We start from the raw sequence: 22,802 nt of genomic DNA on the forward strand, positions 1-22,802 counted from the left end.
TTTGAATCCCCATTCAGGAGCAATGACAGCGGACGTCCGCCTTACGCATCCCGTATTCCCGCTCCATCAACATGAATAAAGGCCGGAACATGAACAAGGTCGAACTTGATCAGCAGCTCAAAAGATGGGCTCGGATGGGCTACAGCGCCAGGGGCGTGATTTATCTGGTGATCGGCGGTCTGGCACTGCTTGCCGCTTTTGGAGAGCGGGGAGGCAAGACCACCGATTCGAAAGGCGCCATACTCAAGATTCTTGAGCAGCCTTTCGGGAGCGTGATGATTTTCCTGCTCGTCGTCGGCTTGCTTGGCTATTCCACCTGGCGCCTGATCCAATGTTTCAAGGATCCTGACGGCCATGGGTCTTCAGGCAAAGGCCTGGCTGTGCGATTCGGTTTATTCCTCAGCGCCGTCACGCATATCCTGCTGGCCTTCTGGGCCGGCAAGCTGTTGATGGGTACCGGCGGCGGTGGCTCCTTGCAAGATGGAGGAAGCAGTTTCATGACGACGAACCTGGGCCAGATCGCGCTCGGCATCGCCGGGTTCGGCGTGATCGCAACGGGCTTTGCGCATATCTATAAAGGCGCCACCGCCCGCTTTGAAAGATATATGAGCATTCCGGCCGACAAGCGGAACTGGGCTAGGCCGGTTTGCCAGTTCGGACTGATTGCCCGGGGCGTGGTCTGGCTGATTATCGGCTGGCTGTTGATCAAGGCGGCGTGGCTGGCGAAAGGCGGGGAAATAGACGGCACGTCCGAAGCGCTGCAGGCGCTTCGCGACCATTCCTATGGCCCCTGGTTGCTGGGTATCGTGGCCGCGGGGCTGTTCGCCTTCGGCGTCTACAGTCTGCTGGAAGCGGCGTATCGCCGGATAGACACCTCGATCACCGGGCCGGGAAGGCGATGACAGTCGTTGCGGCGCCGCTCGCAGCCAATGCGGAGCGGCGTTCATGACCAATTGTCATCCGGCTTCTTGTCGAGCCGATGCGCGGCGTCAACCACATCCTGCAACTCGACCGGGTCGCTGAACGGATCTTCATCAAGCGCGACGACGCGATTGAGTTCCTTTTGCCAGCGGCGCAGCTCCTGAACGTAGGGCGCGTCCGGCACTCTTCGCAGCTCGCCGCCCTCTTCCACCAGATCGCATATCCCGTTGTGCAGCCATTCCCCGGTATGCCAGTCGGGCATGTCGACCGCGGGGAACAGGCAGATGCCTTGCAGATCCATGCCGCGCGCCACCGCGGCCAGTCCCTCCTCCATCACATCCTTGAGCCACTCCGAACGGCCTTGCCCCATGCCGCTGGTTTCGCCGATGATCATCGGATGCCGATAGCGCTGCCATACGTTGCCGAGCAGTTCGCAGAGCGGCACGATGCGGTCGTCGTGGGGATCGAGCGCGGCATGCGGGCCGTGCTCGCGGTATTCCATCTGGCCGAATGAATAATTGTTGGCGCCGACGATATCGAGAATCTCCGGCGACCCGCCCAGTTCCGGATGCTCCCGGCCGCAAAGAATATCCCAGGCGAGATAGGTATCGACCTGGGTTTCATGACGGGCGGCATCGATGAGATCGGGCCGGTCGCGCGGAGCCACCACGTGCACCAGCGGGTCGATGTTGACCATGCGCGCCTGAGGGTCCACCTCGCGAATGGCCTTGGCGCCGGCGATGGCCGCACGGCAGAGGGCGACACGCAATTGCATCCGGTCCTCCCGGCTATTGCGATACGGCGCCACCCAGCCCCACTCGCCGCCGCAGAAGGAAAAGAAGGTGATCTCGTTGATCGGCGTGAAGAAATGCGGGCCGGGCAGTTTGGGCACGACATATTCGGCGGCGGCCCGGCAATACGCGGCGAAGCGTTCGGTGAATGCCGGCGAAAAAGGATCGAGATCATCCGGATAGCCGTAATGACACAGGTCCCAGATCGCGACCACCTTGTTGGCCTGCATTGCCTGGATGAACGGATCCACCACGGAAAAATCGAGCTGGCCATGCCGATCGACGAGCGGCCATGGAATGCCTTCCCTGGCCACGGCAATGCCGAAGTCGTGCAGCAGGCGGTAGTCCTGCATTGCATGCAGGTCATGCCGGGTTTCCGCGACCAGATTGCGGCGCTTGCGGTCCTTCCACAGGAAGGTCGAGCATTCGAAGCCCGACATGAAGAAGGTGGGAAAGATGCCGGGATGCTTGGCCATGAATGGCTCCTGCACGAGGTGGAATAGCAATGACCCCGATTGACGGCTTAAGTTGCTGCAGTGCCTGCAATGCCTGCACGGCCAGCACAGGCGGAATCGATCTAGACGGCGGCCGTCACGCCGCGAAAGAACGTATGCGCCAGGTTCTGCAGCACTGACGCATTGGCTTCGCCATTGATGGCCGCATGGGCGGCCTGCAAATAATCCTGCACCTTGCGGCGTGCGCTGCGCACGCCGATGCGGGCGACGATATTGGTGCCGTCGTCATTCGCATCCTTGATATCGTCGAGCATTTGAAAGGCGAGCCCGAGATTGGTGGTGAAGCGCATTACCTTGTCTTCCTGCTCCGGCGTGGCATGGCTGACCAGGCAACCGGCTTTCGCCGCGGCCTGGAACAGGATGCCGGTCTTGAGCTGATGCATGTCGGCAATGGCGGCGGGATTCGGAATGTCGCCCTTCGATTTCAGGTCGATGTACTGGCCGAGCGACAGGCCGTTCGGCCCGACCGTGGTGCACAGCAGCTGAATCAGCTTGAGCCGCAGATCGCCGGCCAGCATGTCATGCGAGGCAACGATGCACTGGCTCTGGGTCAGCAGCGACACCGCCGCCAGTATCGTCAGGCTCTCCCCGTATTCGATATGGGTGCACAGGCGGCTGCGGCGCTCGCGGTCGTCGTCCATGCAGGGCAGGTCATCCAGGATCAGGGAGGCGCAGTGGATCATTTCGATCGAGCAGGCCACCGGCATCGCCGCATCGTGCGCGCCGCCGAGAAAGTCGGTGACCGCCAGGGTCAGCAATGGCCGGATGCGCTTGCCGGGGGCCAGCACGCTGTAGCGCATTGCGGCATTCACGGGCGAGGGATGAGACGAGGTGAGCAGGTCGTCAAGATGGGAATTGATCAGCAGCCGGGTCTCCGTCACCCAATCGTGCTCGGCGCTGACAGCAATGTCGCTGGCTAGCATGAATGCGGAATCCGCTTGTCAATAATGGGCATACCGGTTTCCCTCCTGTCGTCCCTGTCGAAAATCATAGCTGCAGGCCTTCACCCTGTCGCAAGCACTCAATCAATCGTTGACGCCTGATAAGAGGCGTTCCTGGCAAAAACTTTTTCGGTGTCCGCGAAGCGCGGCAAGCGCCCCGCTCATTCTTGTACGCGCGGGGACGCTGCGCGGATTCAGCCGCTGCGGGCGCAGCGGCTTCCGGTCAGCGGCTGTAATCGCCGGCCGCGCCAAGATCGTTCGGATCGCCGCTGTTGCGCGCATCGCGGTTCTTTTCCACCTCGGTGGCATGGGCCGGATCGACGAAGCCGGTGGCATTGCCGGTACCGGTGCCGCGGCCGCTCGATTCCTGTTCCGGGGGCAACGGCGGGGTCACCGCTTGCTTGGCATCCTGCTTCTGCTGGCCGTTCTGGCTGTCATTGGTCTGCATTGGGTTCTTCCTCATGGTCATGCCGGCGACAGCTGCCGCCGATGCCGGCTGTTTTTCGTGGCGGCGCGATGCAGGCGGTTGAAACCGTCGGCAGGAACGGATAACCGGATGCGGTGCGCGACACTTGAAACTTAGACACCGCTTATCCAAAAGGTTTTTTGTTCATGACAAACATTGGACAAAAATCATCGAAAAATACGAGGGCGCAAGGGAATTATTTGTTGCGCAACATGAGCACGACGACTGGCGGATGTCTATAATCCCGGCTGAACCGCACCTGTGATCTATTCCAGCCATACAAGCCCAAACCCGCTGCCTTGGCCGGAAGCCGTGAAATCGCGGCCACTTCAGATCTGTTCGTAATCCAGTAAAACAATGCATTGCAAGCATTGCAATGTTTCTTATCGACATTGCATGGCTATTGTTTATTTATCACAATCGCTTTCAACTAATGCAAAACAACACTGCTGATGACGACTGACGACCGTACGAAGCTTATCTCCCAGCTACTGGCCCTAGATTCGCCGGCAACAGGTAACACGAGTGCCGTCACGGACCGGGCCGTCTGGCTTTGGGAAAGATTGGCAAATCAATTAACACCGCTTATCGGACAGATGGGATTTGAATCCTTGTATGCTCGCGCCGTTCATTTTTCGCAGTCGGAGTGTCGGGGCCTACCCGCCTTCGAGTTCGGACAGGAAATAGACTTCCTTCAGAAACTCAGACAGGACCTTCTCGGTCTGGAGTATGACATTGCGGAACGGTGCAACACTGCCTTGCTGACCCGGTTCATCGAACTGGTCGCGGCAATGATCGGTGAAGCATTGGTGGGACATATCCTACAGTGCGCCTGGGACGAATACAGCGCCCAGCGCGGCACTAGGGAGTTTCAGAATGACAAATAAAGTAACGCTCGAGAAATTGCCGACCGGAGTGCCCGGACTGGATGCCCTGCTGGATGGCGGTGTCGCCCGGTATTCATTCAACGTGATCACCGGCGCGCCGGGCAGCGGCAAGACAACGCTGGCGCACCAGATCATGTTCGCCCTGGCCAACCCCGGCCGCAAGGCACTGTTCTTTACCGTGATGGGCGAGCCGCCGCTCAAGATGCTGCGCTATCAGCAGCAGTATTCCTTCTTCGACCTCGGCAAGGTCGGCTCTTCCATCCGCTATCTGAACCTGGCGGACGACCTGCAGCGGGAAGGCTTCGATGGCGTGCTCGAGCGCATCCTGAAGGAAGTCCGCGATTTCGGGCCGGAGCTGATCTTCGTCGATTCCTTCAAATCGGTAGTGCAGGCGACCAAGGACATCGTGCAAAGCACGGCCAGCCTGCAATACTTCGTGCAGAGGCTGGGCGTCCATCTTGCCACCTGGCAGGCCACCACTTTCCTGCTGGGCGAATACGCCGAGGCGGCGCAAGAGGAAAATCCCATCTTCACCGTTGCCGACGGCATCATTCACCTGAGCCAGACCTTCGAACAGGATGAAATGGTGCGCAAGATCAGCGTGGTCAAGATGCGCGGCACCGCGCATCTGACCGGCCTGCATCGCTTCCGGATCACCGGGGACGGCCTGCATGTTTTCCCGCGCCTGCTCGGCAGGGCGGTTCCTTCCGGTCGCGTCATGCCGGTCACTTCATTCGCGGCGTCTTCCGGCGCACCGAGGCGCCTGTCCACCGGTTGCGCGGGTCTTGACTCCATGCTGGACGGCGGCCTGCCGGCCAACTGTTCCGCAGTGGTCACGGGCCCGCCAGGCGCGGGCAAGACCGTGCTGGGAGTTTCCTTCCTGAATGCCGGGGCCGGGAACGGCGAACACGGCATCATCGTTTCGTTCGAACATATCCTGTCGCCCTCGTTCAACACGCCGCTCAAGGCCTTGATCGACCAGGGCAGCGTCACCGAAATCGTTCTGACCTCGCTGGACCTGTCGGTCGAGGAACTGGTCGGCGCCATGCTCGACGCGGTGGAACGCACCGGGGCAACCCGCATCGTGATCGATTCGCTGTCGGCGCTGGAACTGGCGATTGCGCCACAATACAGGCCTCACATGTTCGAATCGCTTTACCGCATGCTGTCGCATCTGCATGCGCGCGGCGTGACCGTGATGATGATCAGGCATATCGCATCGATGTCGGACACCGGGTTTACCCAGGGCGATTTCATCGTGGATGCGATCATCTCGATGCGCTATACCGAGATCAATCACAAGCTGATCAAGCTCATTTCCGTTCCCAAGCTGCGCGGCAGTCGCCATAGCGACGAAGTGCGCCGGTTCAAGACCCTGGAGAACGGCATCGAACTGGGAGATCCCATCTGATACCAATCACAACCCCGATTGCAAGCTCTTCCATGGCTTGCAATCGGTAGCACTCTGCAGGCAAGGAAGGCGAAGCACCGCGCCGTATCGGGTTCCCAAAAAATGAAGCCACACAGCGGATAGGCAATGAACACAGCATTGAATTCGAGTTCGCAGGATGACGAACGCGTCAGGCACGCCATCGACAGCGTCGTGCAAGCCATTCGCGCCGGACAAAGCGGCAGCGAGGAAATACAGGATCTCGTCACTCTGGTATCGCAGTTGCGGGAGGCGAACCAGCATCTGGTGCTCGCCGCCGTCAAGGCACAAGTCCTGCAGGAGACGGCGGAAGCGCGCAATCGTCAGCAGAACGAATTTCTGGCCATGCTGGCGCATGAGCTGCGCAATCCGATTTCGCCGATCGGCAATGCCGCCAGCCTGCTTGAAAAGATCACTTCCGCCCATCCCCTCCTGCCGAAGATTCAGGGCGTCATCAGCCGGCAGGTCGCCCATATGGCGCGGCTGATCGACGACCTGCTCGATGCCTCGCGCATCACCAGCGGCAAGGTCAGCCTGGAAAAATCCAGGATCACGGTAAATGACATCCTGAGCCGGTCGCTGGAAGTGGTGCGCGCCACGATCGATCAGCGCCGCCAGCATCTGGTGGCCGAGCCATTGGAAAACGATGTGATCGTCGAAGGCGATCTGATCCGCCTGTCGCAGGCCATGAGCAATATCCTCGTCAATGCCTCCAAGTTCACGCCGGAAGCCGGTACCGTCACCGTGTGCCTGAAACAGCAGGGCGACACCGTGCATCTGGTGGTGCAGGACAGCGGCATCGGCATCGAGCCGGAATTGCTGCCCCATATATTCGAATTGTTCAGGCAAGGCCCGCGGACGCTGGCCCGTACCGAGGGCGGGCTCGGCATCGGACTGTCGGTGGCGAAGGCGCTGGTGGAGATGCATGGCGGCAGGATCATTGCCCGCAGCATGGGCCGCGGCATGGGCAGCGAGTTCGAGATCCTGTTGCCGGTCGCGCATCCAAGTCCGCAGGACGCCGCCGAATCGGGCGCGCCGCCGCTCATCGCGCCGGCCGCCTGCTGCCGCATTCTCCTGATCGAAGACAATCCGGATACCAGCGCCACGCTGCAGCTGCTCCTGGAACTGAGCGGCCATCGGGTCACCGTCGCGCTCGATGGCTTGAGCGGCGCGGCGCTGGCCAAGAGCAACAGCTACGATATCGTCCTCTGCGATATCGGATTGCCCGGACTGAACGGTTATGGCGTGATCGCCCAGATCCGCCAGCATGACGGAGGACGCCAGCCCTATGCCATCGCCATCTCCGGCTACGGCCAGCCGGAAGACCGGGCGCGCGCGCTCAGCGCCGGATTCAATGAATACCTGGTCAAGCCGGTGAAAACGGAAACCGTGCTCGGGCTGATTGCCGCTCAGGGCGGAATGGCGTGACCGCTTATCAAGCACAGCCTGTCTGGTCAGGACAAAAGCGCTCTATGCGAACGACACCCTCGGCGCAATCGGCTGGATCTCGGACGGCGGCAGGGGCCTTGAGACGAAAAAGCCCTGGATTTCATCGCAATCCAGCGCCTTGAGCGTCCTGGCCTGCTCGATCGACTCCACGCCTTCGGCCACCACTTTCATGCCAAGCGAATGCGCCATGGTGATGATGGCGGTATAGAACACGGTGCCCTCCCTGGACTGTTCAAGTTGCGCGGTAAAGGCCCGGTCGACCTTGAGCACGTCGAAGTCCATGCGCTGCAATTGCGACAGCGAAGAATAGCCGGTCCCGAAATCATCCACCAGCAGCGTGATGCCCATGTCGCGGATCGAGCGAATGGCAGCCGACACGCTTTCGCTGTCGCCCATCATCGACGATTCCGTCAGCTCGACTTCGATCAGTCGGGGATCGATGCCGTGCCGGGCAATGCAGGAGGCGAGCGCCTGCACCGGATCGGCGTTGTGAAAATGGATCGCGGATATATTGACCGATACCGGCACCGCCTGCCTGCCGTGCCTGGTCCAGAATGCCAGCTGCGCGCAAACCTTGTCGATGACCTGCTCTCCCAGCCTGGCGATGAGACCGGCCTCTTCGGCAAGGGTAATGAATTCATTCGGCTCAATCAGGCCGCGGGTCGGATGATGCCACCGCACCAGGGCTTCCATGCTGGTGGTGATGCCGCTGGCCATCGACACGCGCGGCTGGTAATGCATCACCAGCTGATCATGCTCGATCGCATGCCTCAATTCCATTTCGCGTTGATGGCGCGAGCGCAGCCGCTCCGAGAATTCGGCATCGAAAAAACAATAATTTCGTTTCCCCGAGGTCTTGACCGAATACATCGCCATGTCGGCATTGTTGAGCAGGACGGTGGCGTCGACGCCATCCTTGGGAAAAACGCTGATGCCGATCGACACGCCAACACCGTACACGCCCTTGGCAATCCTGAACGCGGAGCGGAATGAGTCAAGAATGCGCTCGGCCACCTGTGCCGCATCGTTTGCATGGTCGAGCGATTCGAGGATGACCAGGAACTCGTCGCCGCCGATACGGGCAACCCTGTCCTGAGGACGCACGGCGTCCTCAAGCCGGCGCGCCACATTGCGCAGGATTTCGTCGCCCGCGTCGTGTCCCATGGTGTCGTTGACCGTCTTGAAACCGTCGAGGTCCAGGAACAGCAAGGCGAGCATCGATTGTTCCCGCTCCGCACGTTGCACCGCTTCGGGAAGGAAAACATTGAGCCAATGGCGGTTGGGCAGGCCGGTGAGCGCATCTTCATTGCCCCGCTTCTCCAGTTCGGCCACATGCGCCTTCATTTCACTGATATCGCGCATGGTGATCGCAAGGTCATTGTCCGGGCGCGACACCCGGATGTTGATCCACTGGGGACCGTTCAGCCGCAGCGCATGCAGGTTAACATCGCTTTCATAAAAACGCTGCTTCATGGCCCGGGTCATGATTTTCATCGCCCGCTCGGTGGCTTCGCCCGGATAGAGCCTGGAAATCCTCGCGCCCAGCAAGACGCTGCGGCTGACATCGAACAGCCTTGCAGCCCTGTCGTTGCAATCGATGATCTGAAAATCCGCGAGCCGCATCTGTTCGTCATAAACCGGCCGGGCGATGACGAAGCCTTCATTGCCGACTTCGGTCGCGGTCCGGTAGGTTGCCTGGACCATTTCCACCTGGTACTTGCGCCACGCAAGATGCAGCGACACGCCCATCGCAACGAGAGTGATCAAGGCCAGCAACCCGGTGCCTGCGGCCGCATTCCTGATGGCGGTCCGGCGCCATTCGTGGTACGGCGCCAGCACGGCTTCCTGATCCAGGCCGGCCATCGTGATCATCCCGTAATCGGAGGTCGCCTGCCAGCCGACATAGCGGCTGCGGCCGTCGACGAACCATTCCTTTCCCTCAAGACGCCGGCCGTCGTTCCATTTCTCCAGATCGGGCTGCCGGAGCATGGCCTGACTTTCTTCGTCCGGCAGAAAGATGGTCTCGCCGATGCGCGCCAGCCTGACCTTCTTGTCCGCGCTCAGGATGGCGAAGAAGCCGCGCGTCTTCAGCGTGATCTCGTCGTAAGCGGAAGTGAAATAGTCAGGCGTGACGGATACCAGGACTATGCCCTTGAAGCTGCCATCTTCTCCGGACAGGCGGCGCGAGAAGGGCACCACCGGCGTCCCCGAAAAATTGCCTACACGGGCCGTACCGATATAAAACAGGTCGCTGGTTTCCTGGTGCGCGCGGAAATAAGGCTCTTCCGCGATATTGACGCGCGCGGCCGATGGAATGGTGCTGGTCAGCAGATTGCCGTCGCGGTCGATAAGGCTGATGTAAAAGCCTGACTCCACCGACTGCAGGCGCGGATGCCTGAAATTGCCGGGCAGGAAATTTCCGTTCGAGGTTTCCCATCCGTACTTGACATAGAGGGTGAGCTGGTCGACCGCTTCCAGCGCGCGGAACAGGTGATTGGCATAAGCCCGGCCGAGGATGCCGGCTTCATTGACGGCATTCAGCTCCATCCTCGCCTGCTCCCGTTCAAGATAGCCGAAGAGCATGGTCCATCCGATCACCGCAAGGATGCAGGACTTGATCGGCCAGAACAGCAGCAGCCCGCGTTTTCGTTTGACGAAACGAAGATCGCCGAACACATCCTTCAAGCGTGCGGCGGTGGTTTCGAGCAAGCCGGAAAATGCCATGGGCAGCACTCCACTGAACCGGAAGCCTAACCTTACCAGCGCCTTTAGGTCACGGTTATGTATTAGCGCCATCACTTGATTTTCCACAGAGCTGCAGAAAAGCGTTCAGATAGTGCAACCAGCACCAATGCGGCCGGAACATGTGGCGCCCGCTTTCATCTAACCATGTCAAATTTCTTCCGGTCATGACTATGTCTTCGCATCTCGGTCTGGTATGCATTACCCACTCGCAAGACGTGCGCTATCGCACCATCACGCGCAAGCGCCTGCTGCAGCAATCCCATGAGGTACAGCAGAAATTGCTGGAGGAAATTTACCGCGACAATCTTCAGCGGCTCGATACCGCACTGCGCTACTGCGTGCAGGAAAGCATACGGCTGTACCGGATGCCTTCCTCCCTGTTTCCATTCTCGGATGAAGATGTCGGTCGCGAAGTGCTTGCCAGGCTGGCCGGGGTGGTTGGGCGCGTCGGGGAATGGGCGACCCGCAACAGCATCCGGCTCGTCATGCATCCGGATCAGTTCGTGGTGCTCAGTTCAGACTCCGCCAATGTGGTGGAGAACAGCATCAAGATTCTGCAGATGCATGCCGACATCATGGATCTGCTCAACCAGCCGCGTTCGCCGTGGGCATTGCTCGAAGTCCATGGCGGCAAATCGGCGCGGGGAGAAGCGTTGATCGAGCGCATCGGCAGATTGCCGGACGCCATACGGCTGCGCCTCGGCCTCGAGAATGACGAATACGCGTATGGCGCGCAGGAGATCTACGAAATCTGCATGGCCAGCGGCGTGCCGATGGTGTTCGATGCGCATCATCATGTCATCAAGGAAGGCCTGACCAGCTACGAAGACCCGAGCGTGGAGGCAATGCTACTCAGGGCGCGCGAAACCTGGCCCGACCCGGCGCAGCAGCTGGTGCATATCTCGAATGGCCGCACGGCCTTCAACGATCGCAACCATTCCGACCTGATCGACGTGCTGCCTTCGTCCTATGCCCAGGCACCATGGATAGAAATCGAAGCCAAGTTCAAGGAACTGGCGATTCAAAAAATCCGCCAGGCGAATCCGGCGCGGCTCTAGTGGTGTTTGAGAAGCCTCGCGAGAGGTTCGGAGTATGGCCGGGAGCGCAAGTCAAGCCGTGCGCATCAACCCCTGGCGACAATCTGATAACACTGCACCTTGTGTTCCGAAGCGCTATTGATGCCGTCCCCCGCGGAAGGCAATTGTGGGCTGAAAGCACGATCTCTTGGCGGAGTGCGGCGATCTCTTCCCAGGCGCAATTCATTTTTCGGCTCGATACTGGCCAGTGGCACTTCACCCGCCGTCAGCCACAATCGTTCGGCCAGTAATTTCAATGCCGCCGCTTCCTTCGCCAGATCACGGCGCGATTCCACGCCCAGGGCACTCAGTTTCATGGCATCCGCGCTCAACATGGTCGCCAGCATCGTCAGATGCTCGGCGAGACTTTTCGTGCTAACCGTATCCATCGCACCGTCCTCCTTACGAAAAGATCATGCCTTATTTCGCGATGCGCGTCGCATGCGTTGAAGGCGCGACGACATGTTTTATACTCAGCTGCGGCATGCGCGCAACAGCTTTGGCCAACTTGTTTCATGGATGAAAAACTTCATTCCCGGAACGTGTGCTGGCGCATGCAAAGACAGTCCGGCAGCTCGGCGATGGATATCTGCGGGATATCCGGGCAAACGACATTGGGCCGTGTCTGACAAGCATCACAGCGGTTCGAATTTGCATTGTGTTGAGGCGCGCGAGCGCACGCCCAGGAAGGTGCGCCGAGCATCACAGGCGCAAAGCAACTTTCCGGCAAACAGGTGACTCGCTCTTGCTGGCCCCCGTAGAGCTTTCCGTCCTGCATGCAAACGCCGGCAGGCCATGCAATGGCCGTACCTCAGCTCCTGTAACGATGGGGGTGATCAGTAATGAGGGGCTCCTGCAGCAGGGATGCGATGACATTGAGCACGTCCGGATGGTGCACCATGCCGAAGTGGCTGACGCCGTTGACTTCGATATTCCGGTGTTGGCTTGTCTCCGGCCCGATGCATTTTTCCCAGCTGACGATGCCGTCCGTCTGCGAATAAATGGAGGTGTATCGCACCGATCCCCCTTCAGCGCCGGCGCAAGGGCGCGGAGATTCACCCAATATCCCGAACGGTGTCGCAAGCGTAATCACCTGGCGGACCAGCGCCGGATGAAGCAGGCCGAGCTCCCTCGCATACATGCCGCCAAGGCTCCAGCCGATAATCGAGATGGGCGAGTCATGCCTTTCATACAGCTCCTGCACCTGCTTGCCCAGCACCCGCAACCATCCGTCCAGATCAATGCCATGGCCGCCGTTGATGCCATGCTTCCAGTCATAGGCGGCATAACCCAGATCCTGCAATCGAATACGCATGTCGACAGTGGCCATGCCGCTGGCCGCAAGACCTGGTATCACCAGAACCGGATGACCATCTCCATGGACTACCGTGTCAGGAAGATTCATCTGCCCCGCCAGATAATTGCAAAATGCCTGATAAGGTTCGAGGGCAAAGAGTAACGGTGAGACCGATGCAGAGTTTGGATAAATCATATTGGTTCTTGAACAATGGATTAACTTTGTTGATGCCATTCCTGTCCGGCAGCAAGCTCGGATCTTGCCAAAGGCATGAAAGACTCCACCGAAGCGAATAGCATCACCGCCGTGTTTTATTCTTTCCGCCCCGAGACCAGCTTCATGACTGGCCCTGGATTGCGGATGTTGCCTGAACCACTCCTTCGACGGCGAATCGTCATGGCTTCAATGACAGGAATTGAATCGCGACCGGCAATTCTGATCAGGTCAGCCTTCACGGGATCGCCGGCGCGCCGTGATCAGCAAACGACTTGAAGTCATCCGCCGGTCTGGCACTTCCCTGTGTCTCTGCGCCACAGGGCTGCGGTGTCGGGCATCATGCCCGTCAGGGTTTTTCCTTTGCGCTCCTTCGGGTCGGATCATTGCAGAATTGCCATCGCTGCGAATAGGAGTCGCTTCAAGCGGGCTGCGTTCCATGGTTTTGTGCATTGCGCCATTGATTAAAGCTATCGCCAGCCTCTTGGCGGGTTGGCGCCCCGGGGATGCATCGCGGAAAGCAAGAAGTGCGATTATCTTCAATCTCACTTCCGTTGCCACGCCGGTCGGCATATCGGATAACCGCAGCGTATGCCCAGGCGCATAACAGGTTGGGCATGCATCACGGAAAGATGTTCATGCCATTCCGACTGACGCGGATATGGAAAGAAGACGGTCGGATTCCCGCTTCACAACGGCGTAGCATTCGCAAGAACGTGCTTCCAGGCCCGGTCGGTCAAGAACCGAGATATGCCCCCGGCGGCAGGAGATCAAACCCGCATGCTGCAGATTGCCCGCCGCCTCGGTGACGCCCTCGCGCCGGACGCCGAGCATGTTGGCAATCGCTTCCTGGGTAATGGCCATGTCGCGTGCCGGCAGGCGGTCGAGGCTGAGGAGGAGCCAGCGGCACAATTGCTGGTTCACGGAATGATGCCGGTTGCATGCAGCGCTTTGGGTTATCTGCGTGAGCAGCGCCTGCGTATATCGCAGCAGAAGATGCATGAACGGACCCGCCCGGTCGAATTCATCCTTGACATGCTGCGCCTTCAAGCGATATCCGTGGCCGGCGCTTCGCACGACTGCACGGTCGGGTGTCGTGTTTCCGCCCATGACGAGGGCAATGCCGATCATGCCGTCGTTGCCGACAATGGCGCTTTCCAATGATGCGCCATTCTTCATGCTGTGAAGCAGCGAAACAATGCATGTGGTCGGAAAATAGACATGCTGCGGGCGGCTTCCCGATTCGCAGAGCACCTTGCCCAGCTCCATGGGAACGTGTTCCAGCTGAGGCAGCAGGCGGCTGCCGACATTGGCAGGCAAGGCGGCCAGCAATTGATTTTGCGCGGGGCTGGCTGGAAGGAGCAAGCGGGTTCCTGTAGGCGCCCGGGAATGTTCCGGGATTCACCTGGTCAGCATACACGAAACCTCCGCTTGCACTTGCCTTTTTTCAACTGCCTTCAACTGCCGCACACCCGCCGGCATTTACCGGTGAATAATGGAGCCAGCCTTGCCCGCTAAGCCGGGCAAATTTACCGTCTGCGCTATTTGGCCACCTTGACGGGATCAGGCGTCAGCGTATTGCCGAAGACCCAGCCGAAACTGGCGAACATAATGCCGAGCTTCACGGAAAAAATGGTTTTTTCCCGTTTGCTCATGAGCTTCCATGTCTTATCTTGCGTCGCGGGACCTGACTGCTGATGTGAAGCGCTCATGAGGAAATTCCTTTGAATGGATCTGGAAGCAGATCGACTGGCGCGGCATGATTGCCGCAGAACCGGGTGCGAATGCATTAAAACCATCCGCCTCGCTAACATGGCAGCAGCGCAACGCGCGGTCTGTGCGCAAGCGCACACAGAAATGCGCTTCTACCTCGCCCCACGAGGCGCCTTTTGTCCAAGGGACGGCCGCGGGGAAACGTTAACCGACCAGGGCAGGGAGCGGCATCACATGGCATGCGGAGACAGCAGCTGGCTAGCCGACTTCGACAAAGACCTGGCGGGACGGTTATTGCGATCCCACGATGCCCGAAGGCAGCCTGGTCTGGTCGAGCGCAAGCATGTTCCCGCAGCGAAGACGGATAAAAGAACCGAAACATGCACGCAAGGTCTCACTGGCAATGATCGCAGACGCATAGCGGCTTTTGCACGAATATTCCGTGGCCGGTCGCGGCAGCGATGTTTCAGGGGTACGCAAGCCTGACAGAAAGGGATTGGCAATGACGGTGCTTGTGTCGGTAAAAATCAACGACGGCGTGGTGATGGCCACGGACAGCGCGAGTTCCTTTGCCAGCGGGATGGTCTACAACAGTTCGCGCAAGATCGTCCAGCTGCATGAAGATATTCCGGTTGCGGCAATGATGACCGGCGCGGGCGGCATCGGCAATGAATCGGTAGCGACGCTGCTCAAGGATCTCGGGCGGCGCTTCGCCGGGGCCACCCCCACGCATCAGGATTGGATACTCGATCCGAACGACTACGATATCGAACGCATTGCAGTGCGGTTGAGGCAATTCCTGTTCGAGGAGAAGGCCGTGCCGCATGGCGCGACCACCTGGACCAAGGTACGGGTATGCGGCTATTCCAGCGGCCGTCCCCTGCCGGAGATCTGGGAGGTCAACATGATGGGCGAGGTGTGCCCGCCGCCGGCTTGCATACAACATGAACAGGAGTTCGGACTGCGCTGGGATGGCGAATACGAAGCGCTCGACAGGCTGGTGTTCGGACTGGGCACCCGGTTCAACGAATTTGCGGTCAAGCATGGCATGGATGCGGAAGCCGCCGCCGCGCTGCGGGAGAACATCGTTCCCGAGCTCTATGAACTCTTGTTCATCGAGGCCATGCCCATGCAGGATGCGATCGACCTTGCACGCTATCTCGTCGAAACGACCATCGGTTTCGTCAAATTTTCGGTATCGCGTCCCAAGGTAGTGGGCGGCCCGATCGAGATCGCGGCCATCAGCAAGCACGAAGGATTTCAGTGGATACAGCGCAGGGAGTAAGCGCCGACGTGCCCACCGCGCGGTAGCTTGTCAGACACAGCCTGGTTCACGGCGTCTGCCGGCGAGCCGCTTGCCGCATCATCCGCAATCCGCTTTCATGCGTTCAATAATCCGTGGTGATGGTCAAATGATGCGGCATCGCGCCGCAGGCATCCCGGTTCTCCCACAGCACATTGACCATGGCGGACTCGGAGACGCCCAGGTGCCGTGCCATCATCTGCACGCCCAGCACCGTCGCCGCGCGGATCGCACGCTCTTCGGTGCTGTCGCGCAGAAGAAGAGTATGGGCATCGACCTTCGCGGCCAGTTCCGCAGAGAACCGCAAGGCCTTGATGGAGCGCATGATGCGCGGCATCTGGTAATTGGCCGCGACGCAGACATCGCATTCAATGGCACGGTCCTGCTCGGCCAGATAGCCGGCGAACCACATGATTGCCAGCTGTGCCCGCGTGAGATAGGCGTCCTGGCCGAATGCGACAGGAAAGCGTCGCGCAAGCTGCTGCGCATGGTCGACGCCGAGCCTGCCCGAGGCTGACACCAGGTCTGCGGCCGCCTGCTCGAGGCGATCTTCCGACAGCACCTCCCGGAGGAAGTGGGCCCTGCGCTTCGGCAGCGAGATGTCGCCGAACAGCTCAATGACCGCCTCCGGATCGCCGGAGCAGAGACGCCTGCGCAAGCCTGCGGCTGTCGTTTCCTCGCCCCAGGCATGCTCGAACGCTGCCTTGAGGCCGTTGGTGCCGCTTTGGCCGCGCCAGTGATAGCGCGACATGCCTTGGGGCGTCGGCGTCCAGAACATGAAGTTGAGACTGTTGAAGGCGATGCTGTAGGCGGCGGCCCCGGCGGCAGTTCTGCCGGCCGCACGGCCGGAAAGTCCCATCGACATCTGGCTGAAGCGGTCGGCGCGTACCGGCAGGCGCTCGATGGCCTGCGGATCGATGGCAACCAGCTCGGGCCGATAATCGAGCCGGGCTTGGGCGATGAGACGTTCCTTGGCGCTGTGCTGGTCTGTCATCCTGATCCGAAAACGTCAATGAAAAATCAATGAAGCATTAACCGGCCGATGCTCGGCGCCGCAATTATGACTACTGACTACCAGCTGCCGACTCCGGCACGGCGCGACGCCATGCTTTTCTTGTCTGCAGCTCTACAGCCTTGCTTCCGCTTTCAGTTGCCTCACCGCGCCGACAAGTGCGACGAAAGCCTTGGTGCATGGCGTGCCGTTGGCCAGCATCCCTTGCGCCTGTTCATACTCGCCGAGATTGATCTGCCGTACGACCTTTTCCAGTTCCGCATGAAAGGCGGCATGGGCATCGATGCACGGCCGGTAATGCTTCAGGAAACGGAAGCGCCGCTCGCCTTCGCCGTGCAGCCAGTTGCCAAGCATGCAGGCATCGAGCTTGGCGACACCCTTGGCGTCGAGTTCATATTTGCCGTTGATGGCGGCGAGAAGCTTGGGCTTCATCTCGGCGTCTTTCGCCAACGCTTCTTCGAGATTCACGTCATCCTCCGTTGAGCATTGAAGGTTGACCATCGGCCCCCGCATCGTCAAGGCGGCATGCCGATGGGTCTGAATGCGGATCGGGCTTACTGTGCCGATGCGATTTCAAACAACGCGTCCTGCGCCGCCATGCCCCTGGCAAAACCGGGAGTGCGGACCGTGCCATCCTTGTCGTCATTACCGATTTCGTACCATTTGCCGCCGCTGACTTTCCATTCTTCATATTCGAAGACGGGACGGGCGTCGAACGCATACCAGCAGCCGCTGGCATCCATCGCCATGAAGCGTGCGACGAAGTCGCCCGGAAATTCGATTCCGGTCAGGCCGAGTTCGGCCGCGGTCTTTACCGGGGTATTGAGTGTGATTGCCTGAGTATCTGCGGGTGCCATATAACTGTCTTTCATTCCTGATCAAACCATTGCATTTCGCCCTTGCGGGGCCGCGTTCAGGTGGGTTGCGCAGTCGCCTGCGACACTATTTCTGAAGGGCAATTCCGATAATGGCAGATTTGGCGCGCGGATTCAATGCGCGATTGACCATATCGGCTGGATTTTTGCGGCCGAATACTGGACATGGAAGACGGGGAAGATCTGGAAGAAGCCGGCAGGCAGCTTGCCTGCGCGGCAACATGACAGGGATGTCATTTTTCGCTCGGCGTCTTGACGCGATCGCCGAGCACATCCTGCACATACAGCATGGTGATCAGCACCGCGGCCACCGCCGCAAGCGGGGTCGCCAGCGCGACGCCGGCCATGCCGAGCAATGCCCCCAGCAGCACCTGCATGGCGATCGTCAGGGCCGGCGGCAGGGACACGGTTTTCTTTTCGATCAGCGGCATCAGCAGATAGCCCTCGGCCAGCTGGATGACCAGGAAAAGCAGCGCGACATAGCCCGCACGCACGGGATCCTCCGTGAGGGCGATCAGCACCGCCGGCACGCCGGCCATGATGGGACCGACATAGGGAATGAAGTCGAGCAGCCCGGCGATAATGCCGAGCACCAGCGCAAGCGGGATATCCAGCAGCGCCAGTCCGGCGGTGGTCGCCACGCCGACCACCAGCATGGAAACCGCCTTGCCGGCCAGCCACTGGCCAAGCGTGCGCCCGAGTTCATCGAACACTTCACGAATGCGCTCACGCTTGCGCGGCGGCACCAGGGTGACGATGCCGTTGATGTAGACGCCGGGCTGGTATGCGAGATAAATACCCACGAATGCAATGATCGCAATGTTGCCCACCACGCCGAGCAGGCCGGAAAAGAACAGCCCGGCTTGCGGCAGCATGGCGCCCAGCTTGCCGGCCAGTTCTTCCGCCGGCGGCATGCCGTTCATCAGCTGCGCCAGCATGGGATATTGCGACATCTGCTTCTGCAGATCCTTCAGCGCCTGCGGCACTGTCTTTGCCAGTTCGCCCGCCTGCTCCGAAATCTGCGGCGCCATCAGCCAGCCGGCGCCGACGAAGACCACGAGCAGCAGGAGCACGACCGCGCCAAGCGCCAGCCAGTGCGGCAGATGAAGCCATTGCCTGACGCGGCGGCTCATGTCGTACAGCAGAATGGCGAACAGGATGCAGGCGAACACCAGCATCAGCACATCGGCCGCATACCAGACGATGCCCGCGATGGCGACGAACAGCAGGCTGACGGTATCGAACAGCACGGTGCGATGCATGAAACTCCGGTCTTCCCTGCTCTGCTGCTGCGGCTTGGCGCGACGGGCGTCGGGGAGATCCGGCAAGTCCGGCTCGTTCGTTCTGGAATCCTCGGTTGACGCTGCGATGATGGGCTCCTTGCGTGACATGGCTCATGCACTGCCTTTGCATGCAAGCTTGGACATCGAGCGGGGCAATTGTTTCTCGCTGCAAAGTCAGGCTTTGCATTAGCTCAATGGCATGGCGCTCATCAAGGCCAGGTCTTGTACCGATCCCGGATCCTCAGGTACTGAATGAGATCGATGGATTTTCGACAGACTAGAACGGGTTGCAGGTCAGTGCACGGATCGCGCAAACCCGCTCTAATGGCAGTCCGGCGCGTCCTGGTCCAGGTAGACCTCGAACGCAATATGCCTGACCGCCTTGGCGACGAGATGATCGGGATAACGGCTGGCCGACCATTCCTTTGCGATGCGGGTCAGGGTTGCCGCCGATCTGTCGTCGCCCGCGGGCACAATGAAGGCAAGGCTGGCGCGCGGCGCCACTACGGGGAGGCGCGCTGAAAACTTTTTCCATTCGGGCAGCTTGATCAACTCTTCGAGCATGGTGTTGTCATGGACGGCGGCATCGCATTCGCCGGTACGCACGGCCAGCAGCGAATCGGCCGGCGCCCGCTTGAGCATTTCAATGGCGCCGTATTGCGCGGCGAGAGTGCCGGCATACAGGCCGCCTTCGGACAGGCATACCTTGCGCCCTTTCAGCTGCGGCCAGCTCCTGATATCGGTATCGGAACGCATGATCGCCATCGGCCCCACCGCGTAACCCAGCGGAATCACCGTGGCCGACTTGCGGATCGGCGCATCGTCGGGCACGGCGGCGAGGATGACATCCGCCTTGCCGGCCGCCAGCGCGGCCGCCTGGGCATCCGGCGCCGCTCGGGTGATCGACACCGGCAGGCGCAGCCGTTTGCCAAGCTCCTGCACCAGCGCGCCATCGATGGCGTCCGGCGTGCGGAATTTCATTCCGCCCTTATACTCCGGCTCCACGTAGCGGATGCCGGCATTGAGCTGCTTGCGCTGCATCGCGGCGTCCAGCCCGCTTCCCGTATGGTTGCCTGCATGGGCCGTATTCAGGAACAGGCCTGCCGCCGCCAGAACGCAGAGCTTGCGCGCGGAACTCATGTTCGGAAGCGGACGGCGTGCAGTCATGGTCAGGTCCGCCTGTTCAAACGTACTGGTAACGCAGCACGCGGTGCTTCAGATTTTCCAGCAGCAGCTGGTCAATCAGCGGCGCGAGGATGGCGATCGCCAGGATATTGGTCATCACGCCGACCATGTCGGCGGTCTCTCCCGCATACGACAGCGAGCGGCCGAGGCCCTTGCCGAAGCCGACCAGCATTTCCGCCGAGATCAGCGCACGCCAGGCATTGCCGAACGCGAGCTGCGCACCGGTAATGAGCTCCGGCATCACCGCGGGAAGGTAGACCCGCTTGAGCAGATCCCAGCGCGACGCGCCCATCACGCGGGCGGCCGAGACATGCACATGCTGCACGCTTTCGGTGGCGTTCATCACCGACAGCGCCGCCGGGAAGAAGGCGGCAATCGCCACGACCACGATGATGGGCAGACTGCCGAATCCCATCACGATGAGCAGCAGCGGCACCCAGGCAATCGAAGGAATCGACTGCAGGATGATGATGGCCGACTTCAGCACTTCGCGGAAGAAGAACAGTACCGCGCCGATGAGACCGAAGCCGATGCCGAGGAGAAGCGCGGAACCATAACCCACGCCGAGGCGGGCAAGGCTGCCCCAAAGCGCGGCGCGGAAATTTTCCTGCTGGATGTCCTGCCACAGCCGCAGGATGACGGTCGGCACGTCCGGCATCAGGAAATCGGGCAGGAACCATGCGGCGACCTGCCATCCGAACAGGATGAATACGACCGCGAGTACGAAGGCGACTTTCTTGCGGTAACCGGAGATGCGGGTGCGATTGCTCATTATTGCTTTGAATGAAGATGGCCGGAACATCCGGCCATCGTTATGGGTGCTTCGTCAGGGGTTATTGCGCAAGCTTCGGCATCAAAGCTTGCGGTCTTTCTGCCAGCTCAGGTCCAGCACGCTGTTGACATCGAAAGGCTTGCCGTCGCGCGTCTTCAGCGAACCTTGCTCCTGCAGGATGTTGGCGATTTCCTGCATGCGCGCCTGTTCCTTCTGCGTCAGCACCGGGCTGAAGGTCTGGCTCTTGATGGCATCGGTAATCACGGTCTCGCGCGGGATCTCGCCCTTCTTCAGGGTCTTGAGCGTCGGCTCGGAGATGAAGTAACCGGCAATCAGCTTGGCGGCGTCATTGGGTTTCTTCTGCAGCAGGTCGATGGCTTCGCGCTGCGCATCGAGCGACTTCCAGACCGCGTCCTTGCGCTTCTTGAGGGTGTCGCCGGAGGTGATCACCACCATGCAGGGGAAGGGCCAGACTTCGCCGATCTCGTAGATCTGCTTGACCGGCGCGATCAGCTGCGCAATGCTGGCCTGCGGCTCGAACAGGAAGGCGGCATCGACGCGCTTGCCAACGAGCGACTGCACCGCCACCTGCGGGCTGACGCCCATCACGTTGACGTCATCGGCCTTGAGGCCCGCGTCCCTCAGCACCACGCCCTTGAGCACCGTGTCGGCGGTGCTGCCTTCGGCCTGCGATGCCAGCGTCTTGCCTTTCAGATCGGACACCTTGGCGATGCCGGCATCCTCGCGCGCCAGGATCGCATGGTAGCCATGCTGCGCGCCGCCGACCACTTTCAGGTCGGCGCCCTTGGATGCCCAGGCGACGGCATTGGTGAAACCGAGCACGCCCGAGTCGAGCTGGCCGCCGACGATCGCCTTGATCAGGTCGGTGCCGGACTTGAACTCGACCAGTTCCACGTCCAGGCCCTGTTTCTTGTAGTAGCCGGCTTCCTGCGCCACGATGGCTTGTGCGTCATCCATCACGCGCAGATAGCCGACCTTGAATTTCTCGGCTGCCTGCACCTGGCTTGCGAGGGCAAAGGCGACCAGGGTGGCGCCTATCATTTTCGTCATTTTCATACTTCCGCTCCTTCGAGTAACTTGGCCACATCGTCCTGCTCGGCGTGGATGCCGAGCAGGCCCAGAATCTGACGGCGCATCGCAGCGAACTCCGAGAGGTCGTGCGTCTTTTCATGATGCGACAGATTGAACTCCTTCAAGACCGTGGCCGGGCGGTTGCTGAACACCAGGATGCGGTCGGCAAGGAACAATGCTTCGTCGACATCATGCGTCACCAGCAACACGGTTGGCCGCGCTTCGCGAATCAGGTCGCGCAGGGAGTCCTGCAAGGTCATCCGGGTCAGCGCATCGAGCGCACCGAAAGGCTCGTCCAGCAACAGCACCTTGGGATGGGAAATGAAGGCGCGGGCCAGCGCGGCGCGCTGACGCATGCCGCCGGACACCTGGTGCGGATAATAATCCTCAAAACCCTTGAGGTTGACCTTGTCGAGCCATTGGAATGCCTGTTCCCGCGCGACCTTCTTGTCGACCTTCTGGAATTCCAGCGCGAGCGCCACGTTCTGTGCCAGCGTCAGCCATGGATAAAGGGCATTTTCCTGGAACATCAGCGTGCGCTCGGGATGCGGGCCGCGCACGGGCTGGCCGTTCGCAAGGATATTGCCGCCGCTGGGCTTCTCCAGGCCGGCTGCGATGTGCAGCAGCGTCGATTTGCCGCAGCCCGACGGGCCGACCAGGGCAACCAGCTGGCCCTCTTCGAATTCACGGCTGAAATTCTCGATCACATGCAGATCGCCGTACTGCTTGGAAATATTGTCAAAGTTGAGTTTCATCGAAATACTTTTCCCGTTCGGACCGCTTGCATCTTGGTTGAAGAGCGCCTGGATGATACGAAGACCTGCTCGCAAAGACCTG

22 protein-coding genes are annotated in these 22,802 nt (G+C 60.3%); 6 read left to right on the plus strand and 16 right to left on the minus strand.

Annotation, left to right across the window (positions count from 1 at the left end; translation table 11 throughout):
• The first annotated feature begins 89 nt into the window (after positions 1–89).
• A complete protein-coding gene (locus tag FH061_RS05620; RefSeq protein WP_151633804.1) occupies positions 90–902 on the plus strand; it encodes a DUF1206 domain-containing protein in 813 nt (270 codons plus the stop codon).
• A 41-nt stretch (positions 903–943) separates the two neighbouring features.
• On the opposite strand, the gene FH061_RS05625 is transcribed toward FH061_RS05620, so the two are convergent.
• The 3 genes from FH061_RS05625 to FH061_RS05635 form a co-directional block, all read right to left on the minus strand.
• Positions 944–2,188: a glycoside hydrolase family 1 protein gene (locus FH061_RS05625; RefSeq protein ID WP_225984496.1), complete on the minus strand. Its 1,245-nt coding sequence runs from the start codon at positions 2,186–2,188 to the stop codon at positions 944–946.
• A 101-nt stretch (positions 2,189–2,289) separates the two neighbouring features.
• Positions 2,290–3,150 (minus strand): polyprenyl synthetase family protein, encoded by an 861-nt coding sequence (locus tag FH061_RS05630; RefSeq protein ID WP_151633806.1) that lies wholly within the window; start codon positions 3,148–3,150, stop codon positions 2,290–2,292.
• Positions 3,151–3,391: 241 nt separating this feature from the next.
• Entirely contained in the window at positions 3,392–3,616 is a 225-nt protein-coding gene (locus FH061_RS05635; RefSeq protein ID WP_151633808.1) for a hypothetical protein, read from the minus strand.
• A 470-nt stretch (positions 3,617–4,086) separates the two neighbouring features.
• Between FH061_RS05635 and FH061_RS05640 the strand changes: the two genes are divergently transcribed.
• From FH061_RS05640 to FH061_RS05650, 3 genes are all read left to right on the plus strand, one after another.
• Positions 4,087–4,521: a hypothetical protein gene (locus tag FH061_RS05640; RefSeq protein ID WP_151633810.1), complete on the plus strand. Its 435-nt coding sequence runs from the start codon at positions 4,087–4,089 to the stop codon at positions 4,519–4,521.
• Positions 4,511–5,932 (plus strand): ATPase domain-containing protein, encoded by a 1,422-nt coding sequence (locus tag FH061_RS05645; RefSeq protein ID WP_151633812.1) that lies wholly within the window; start codon positions 4,511–4,513, stop codon positions 5,930–5,932. Before FH061_RS05640 ends, FH061_RS05645 begins: the two co-directional genes overlap by 11 nt.
• A 126-nt stretch (positions 5,933–6,058) precedes the next feature.
• Positions 6,059–7,378: a hybrid sensor histidine kinase/response regulator gene (locus tag FH061_RS05650; RefSeq protein WP_151633814.1), complete on the plus strand. Its 1,320-nt coding sequence runs from the start codon at positions 6,059–6,061 to the stop codon at positions 7,376–7,378.
• A gap of 42 nt (positions 7,379–7,420) precedes the next feature.
• Here FH061_RS05650 and FH061_RS05655 read toward each other — a convergent pair whose 3' ends face one another.
• On the minus strand, positions 7,421–10,123 hold the full coding sequence (locus FH061_RS05655; protein ID WP_192804926.1) for a bifunctional diguanylate cyclase/phosphodiesterase: 2,703 nt from the start codon (positions 10,121–10,123) through the stop codon (positions 7,421–7,423).
• A gap of 191 nt (positions 10,124–10,314) precedes the next feature.
• Here FH061_RS05655 and FH061_RS05660 point away from each other — a divergent pair, with 191 nt between their 5' ends.
• Entirely contained in the window at positions 10,315–11,202 is an 888-nt protein-coding gene (locus tag FH061_RS05660) for an apurinic/apyrimidinic endonuclease family protein (RefSeq protein WP_151633818.1), read from the plus strand.
• A 65-nt stretch (positions 11,203–11,267) separates the two neighbouring features.
• Here the strand turns inward: FH061_RS05660 and FH061_RS05665 are convergent, their stop codons facing one another.
• The 4 genes from FH061_RS05665 to FH061_RS30315 form a co-directional block, all read right to left on the minus strand.
• A complete protein-coding gene (locus tag FH061_RS05665) occupies positions 11,268–11,567 on the minus strand; it encodes a hypothetical protein (RefSeq protein WP_151633820.1) in 300 nt (99 codons plus the stop codon).
• A gap of 464 nt (positions 11,568–12,031) precedes the next feature.
• On the minus strand, positions 12,032–12,751 hold the full coding sequence (locus FH061_RS05670) for an esterase/lipase family protein (protein ID WP_225984497.1): 720 nt from the start codon (positions 12,749–12,751) through the stop codon (positions 12,032–12,034).
• Between the two features lie 615 nt (positions 12,752–13,366).
• Positions 13,367–14,095: a Crp/Fnr family transcriptional regulator gene (locus FH061_RS05675; RefSeq protein WP_151633822.1), complete on the minus strand. Its 729-nt coding sequence runs from the start codon at positions 14,093–14,095 to the stop codon at positions 13,367–13,369.
• A 176-nt stretch (positions 14,096–14,271) separates the two neighbouring features.
• The gene (locus FH061_RS30315; RefSeq protein WP_192804927.1) at positions 14,272–14,442 is read right to left on the minus strand and encodes a hypothetical protein; all 171 of its coding nucleotides are present in this window, start codon (positions 14,440–14,442) and stop codon (positions 14,272–14,274) included.
• A 503-nt stretch (positions 14,443–14,945) separates the two neighbouring features.
• Between FH061_RS30315 and FH061_RS05680 the strand changes: the two genes are divergently transcribed.
• Complete coding sequence (locus FH061_RS05680) at positions 14,946–15,728, plus strand: Ntn hydrolase family protein (RefSeq protein WP_151633824.1); 783 nt, start codon at positions 14,946–14,948, stop codon at positions 15,726–15,728.
• Between the two features lie 103 nt (positions 15,729–15,831).
• Here FH061_RS05680 and FH061_RS05685 read toward each other — a convergent pair whose 3' ends face one another.
• The 8 genes from FH061_RS05685 to FH061_RS05720 form a co-directional block, all read right to left on the minus strand.
• Positions 15,832–16,740 (minus strand): queuosine salvage family protein, encoded by a 909-nt coding sequence (locus FH061_RS05685; protein ID WP_151633826.1) that lies wholly within the window; start codon positions 16,738–16,740, stop codon positions 15,832–15,834.
• A 132-nt stretch (positions 16,741–16,872) separates the two neighbouring features.
• On the minus strand, positions 16,873–17,226 hold the full coding sequence (locus FH061_RS05690) for a CZB domain-containing protein (protein WP_192804928.1): 354 nt from the start codon (positions 17,224–17,226) through the stop codon (positions 16,873–16,875).
• A gap of 86 nt (positions 17,227–17,312) precedes the next feature.
• Entirely contained in the window at positions 17,313–17,630 is a 318-nt protein-coding gene (locus tag FH061_RS05695) for a hypothetical protein (RefSeq protein ID WP_151633829.1), read from the minus strand.
• Between the two features lie 236 nt (positions 17,631–17,866).
• Positions 17,867–19,024, minus strand: a complete 1,158-nt coding sequence (locus FH061_RS05700) for an AI-2E family transporter (protein ID WP_151633831.1) — start codon at positions 19,022–19,024, stop codon at positions 17,867–17,869.
• A 213-nt stretch (positions 19,025–19,237) separates the two neighbouring features.
• Positions 19,238–20,083 carry a type 2 periplasmic-binding domain-containing protein gene (locus FH061_RS05705; RefSeq protein ID WP_151633833.1) on the minus strand — a complete coding sequence of 282 codons (846 nt, stop codon included), beginning with the start codon at positions 20,081–20,083 and terminating at the stop codon, positions 19,238–19,240.
• Positions 20,084–20,099: 16 nt separating this feature from the next.
• Positions 20,100–20,873: an ABC transporter permease gene (locus FH061_RS05710; protein ID WP_151633835.1), complete on the minus strand. Its 774-nt coding sequence runs from the start codon at positions 20,871–20,873 to the stop codon at positions 20,100–20,102.
• Positions 20,874–20,954: 81 nt separating this feature from the next.
• The gene (locus FH061_RS05715) at positions 20,955–21,944 is read right to left on the minus strand and encodes an ABC transporter substrate-binding protein (RefSeq protein WP_404822425.1); all 990 of its coding nucleotides are present in this window, start codon (positions 21,942–21,944) and stop codon (positions 20,955–20,957) included.
• Between the two features lie 2 nt (positions 21,945–21,946).
• Positions 21,947–22,720, minus strand: coding sequence for an ABC transporter ATP-binding protein (locus tag FH061_RS05720; protein ID WP_151633839.1), 774 nt, complete (start codon positions 22,718–22,720; stop codon positions 21,947–21,949).
• Between the last annotated feature and the right edge of the window lie 82 nt (positions 22,721–22,802).

It is taken from the genome of Noviherbaspirillum aerium (assembly GCF_008929045.1).
Lineage (GTDB): Bacteria > Pseudomonadota > Gammaproteobacteria > Burkholderiales > Burkholderiaceae_D > Noviherbaspirillum > Noviherbaspirillum aerium.

Bases quoted from the DNA above. Each gene is read 5' to 3' on its own strand.
- FH061_RS05630 (WP_151633806.1), bottom strand. From the start codon at position 3,150: ATGCTAGCCAGCGACATTGCTGTCAGCGCCGAGCACGATTGGGTGACG.
- FH061_RS05645 (WP_151633812.1), top strand. From the start codon at position 4,511: ATGACAAATAAAGTAACGCTCGAGAAATTGCCGACCGGAGTGCCCGGA.
- FH061_RS05705 (WP_151633833.1), bottom strand. From the start codon at position 20,083: ATGACTGCACGCCGTCCGCTTCCGAACATGAGTTCCGCGCGCAAGCTC.
- FH061_RS05720 (WP_151633839.1), bottom strand. From the start codon at position 22,720: ATGAAACTCAACTTTGACAATATTTCCAAGCAGTACGGCGATCTGCAT.
- FH061_RS05700 (WP_151633831.1), bottom strand. From the start codon at position 19,024: ATGTCACGCAAGGAGCCCATCATCGCAGCGTCAACCGAGGATTCCAGA.
- FH061_RS05710 (WP_151633835.1), bottom strand. From the start codon at position 20,873: ATGAGCAATCGCACCCGCATCTCCGGTTACCGCAAGAAAGTCGCCTTC.
- FH061_RS05665 (WP_151633820.1), bottom strand. From the start codon at position 11,567: ATGCTGGCGACCATGTTGAGCGCGGATGCCATGAAACTGAGTGCCCTG.
- FH061_RS05635 (WP_151633808.1), bottom strand. From the start codon at position 3,616: ATGCAGACCAATGACAGCCAGAACGGCCAGCAGAAGCAGGATGCCAAG.
- FH061_RS05695 (WP_151633829.1), bottom strand. From the start codon at position 17,630: ATGAAAGACAGTTATATGGCACCCGCAGATACTCAGGCAATCACACTC.
- FH061_RS05670 (WP_225984497.1), bottom strand. From the start codon at position 12,751: ATGGCATCAACAAAGTTAATCCATTGTTCAAGAACCAATATGATTTAT.
- FH061_RS05650 (WP_151633814.1), top strand. From the start codon at position 6,059: ATGAACACAGCATTGAATTCGAGTTCGCAGGATGACGAACGCGTCAGG.
- FH061_RS05620 (WP_151633804.1), top strand. From the start codon at position 90: ATGAACAAGGTCGAACTTGATCAGCAGCTCAAAAGATGGGCTCGGATG.
- FH061_RS30315 (WP_192804927.1), bottom strand. From the start codon at position 14,442: ATGAGCGCTTCACATCAGCAGTCAGGTCCCGCGACGCAAGATAAGACA.
- FH061_RS05660 (WP_151633818.1), top strand. From the start codon at position 10,315: ATGTCTTCGCATCTCGGTCTGGTATGCATTACCCACTCGCAAGACGTG.
- FH061_RS05715 (WP_404822425.1), bottom strand. From the start codon at position 21,944: ATGACGAAAATGATAGGCGCCACCCTGGTCGCCTTTGCCCTCGCAAGC.
- FH061_RS05685 (WP_151633826.1), bottom strand. From the start codon at position 16,740: ATGACAGACCAGCACAGCGCCAAGGAACGTCTCATCGCCCAAGCCCGG.
- FH061_RS05655 (WP_192804926.1), bottom strand. From the start codon at position 10,123: ATGGCATTTTCCGGCTTGCTCGAAACCACCGCCGCACGCTTGAAGGAT.
- FH061_RS05640 (WP_151633810.1), top strand. From the start codon at position 4,087: ATGACGACTGACGACCGTACGAAGCTTATCTCCCAGCTACTGGCCCTA.
- FH061_RS05625 (WP_225984496.1), bottom strand. From the start codon at position 2,188: ATGGCCAAGCATCCCGGCATCTTTCCCACCTTCTTCATGTCGGGCTTC.
- FH061_RS05680 (WP_151633824.1), top strand. From the start codon at position 14,946: ATGACGGTGCTTGTGTCGGTAAAAATCAACGACGGCGTGGTGATGGCC.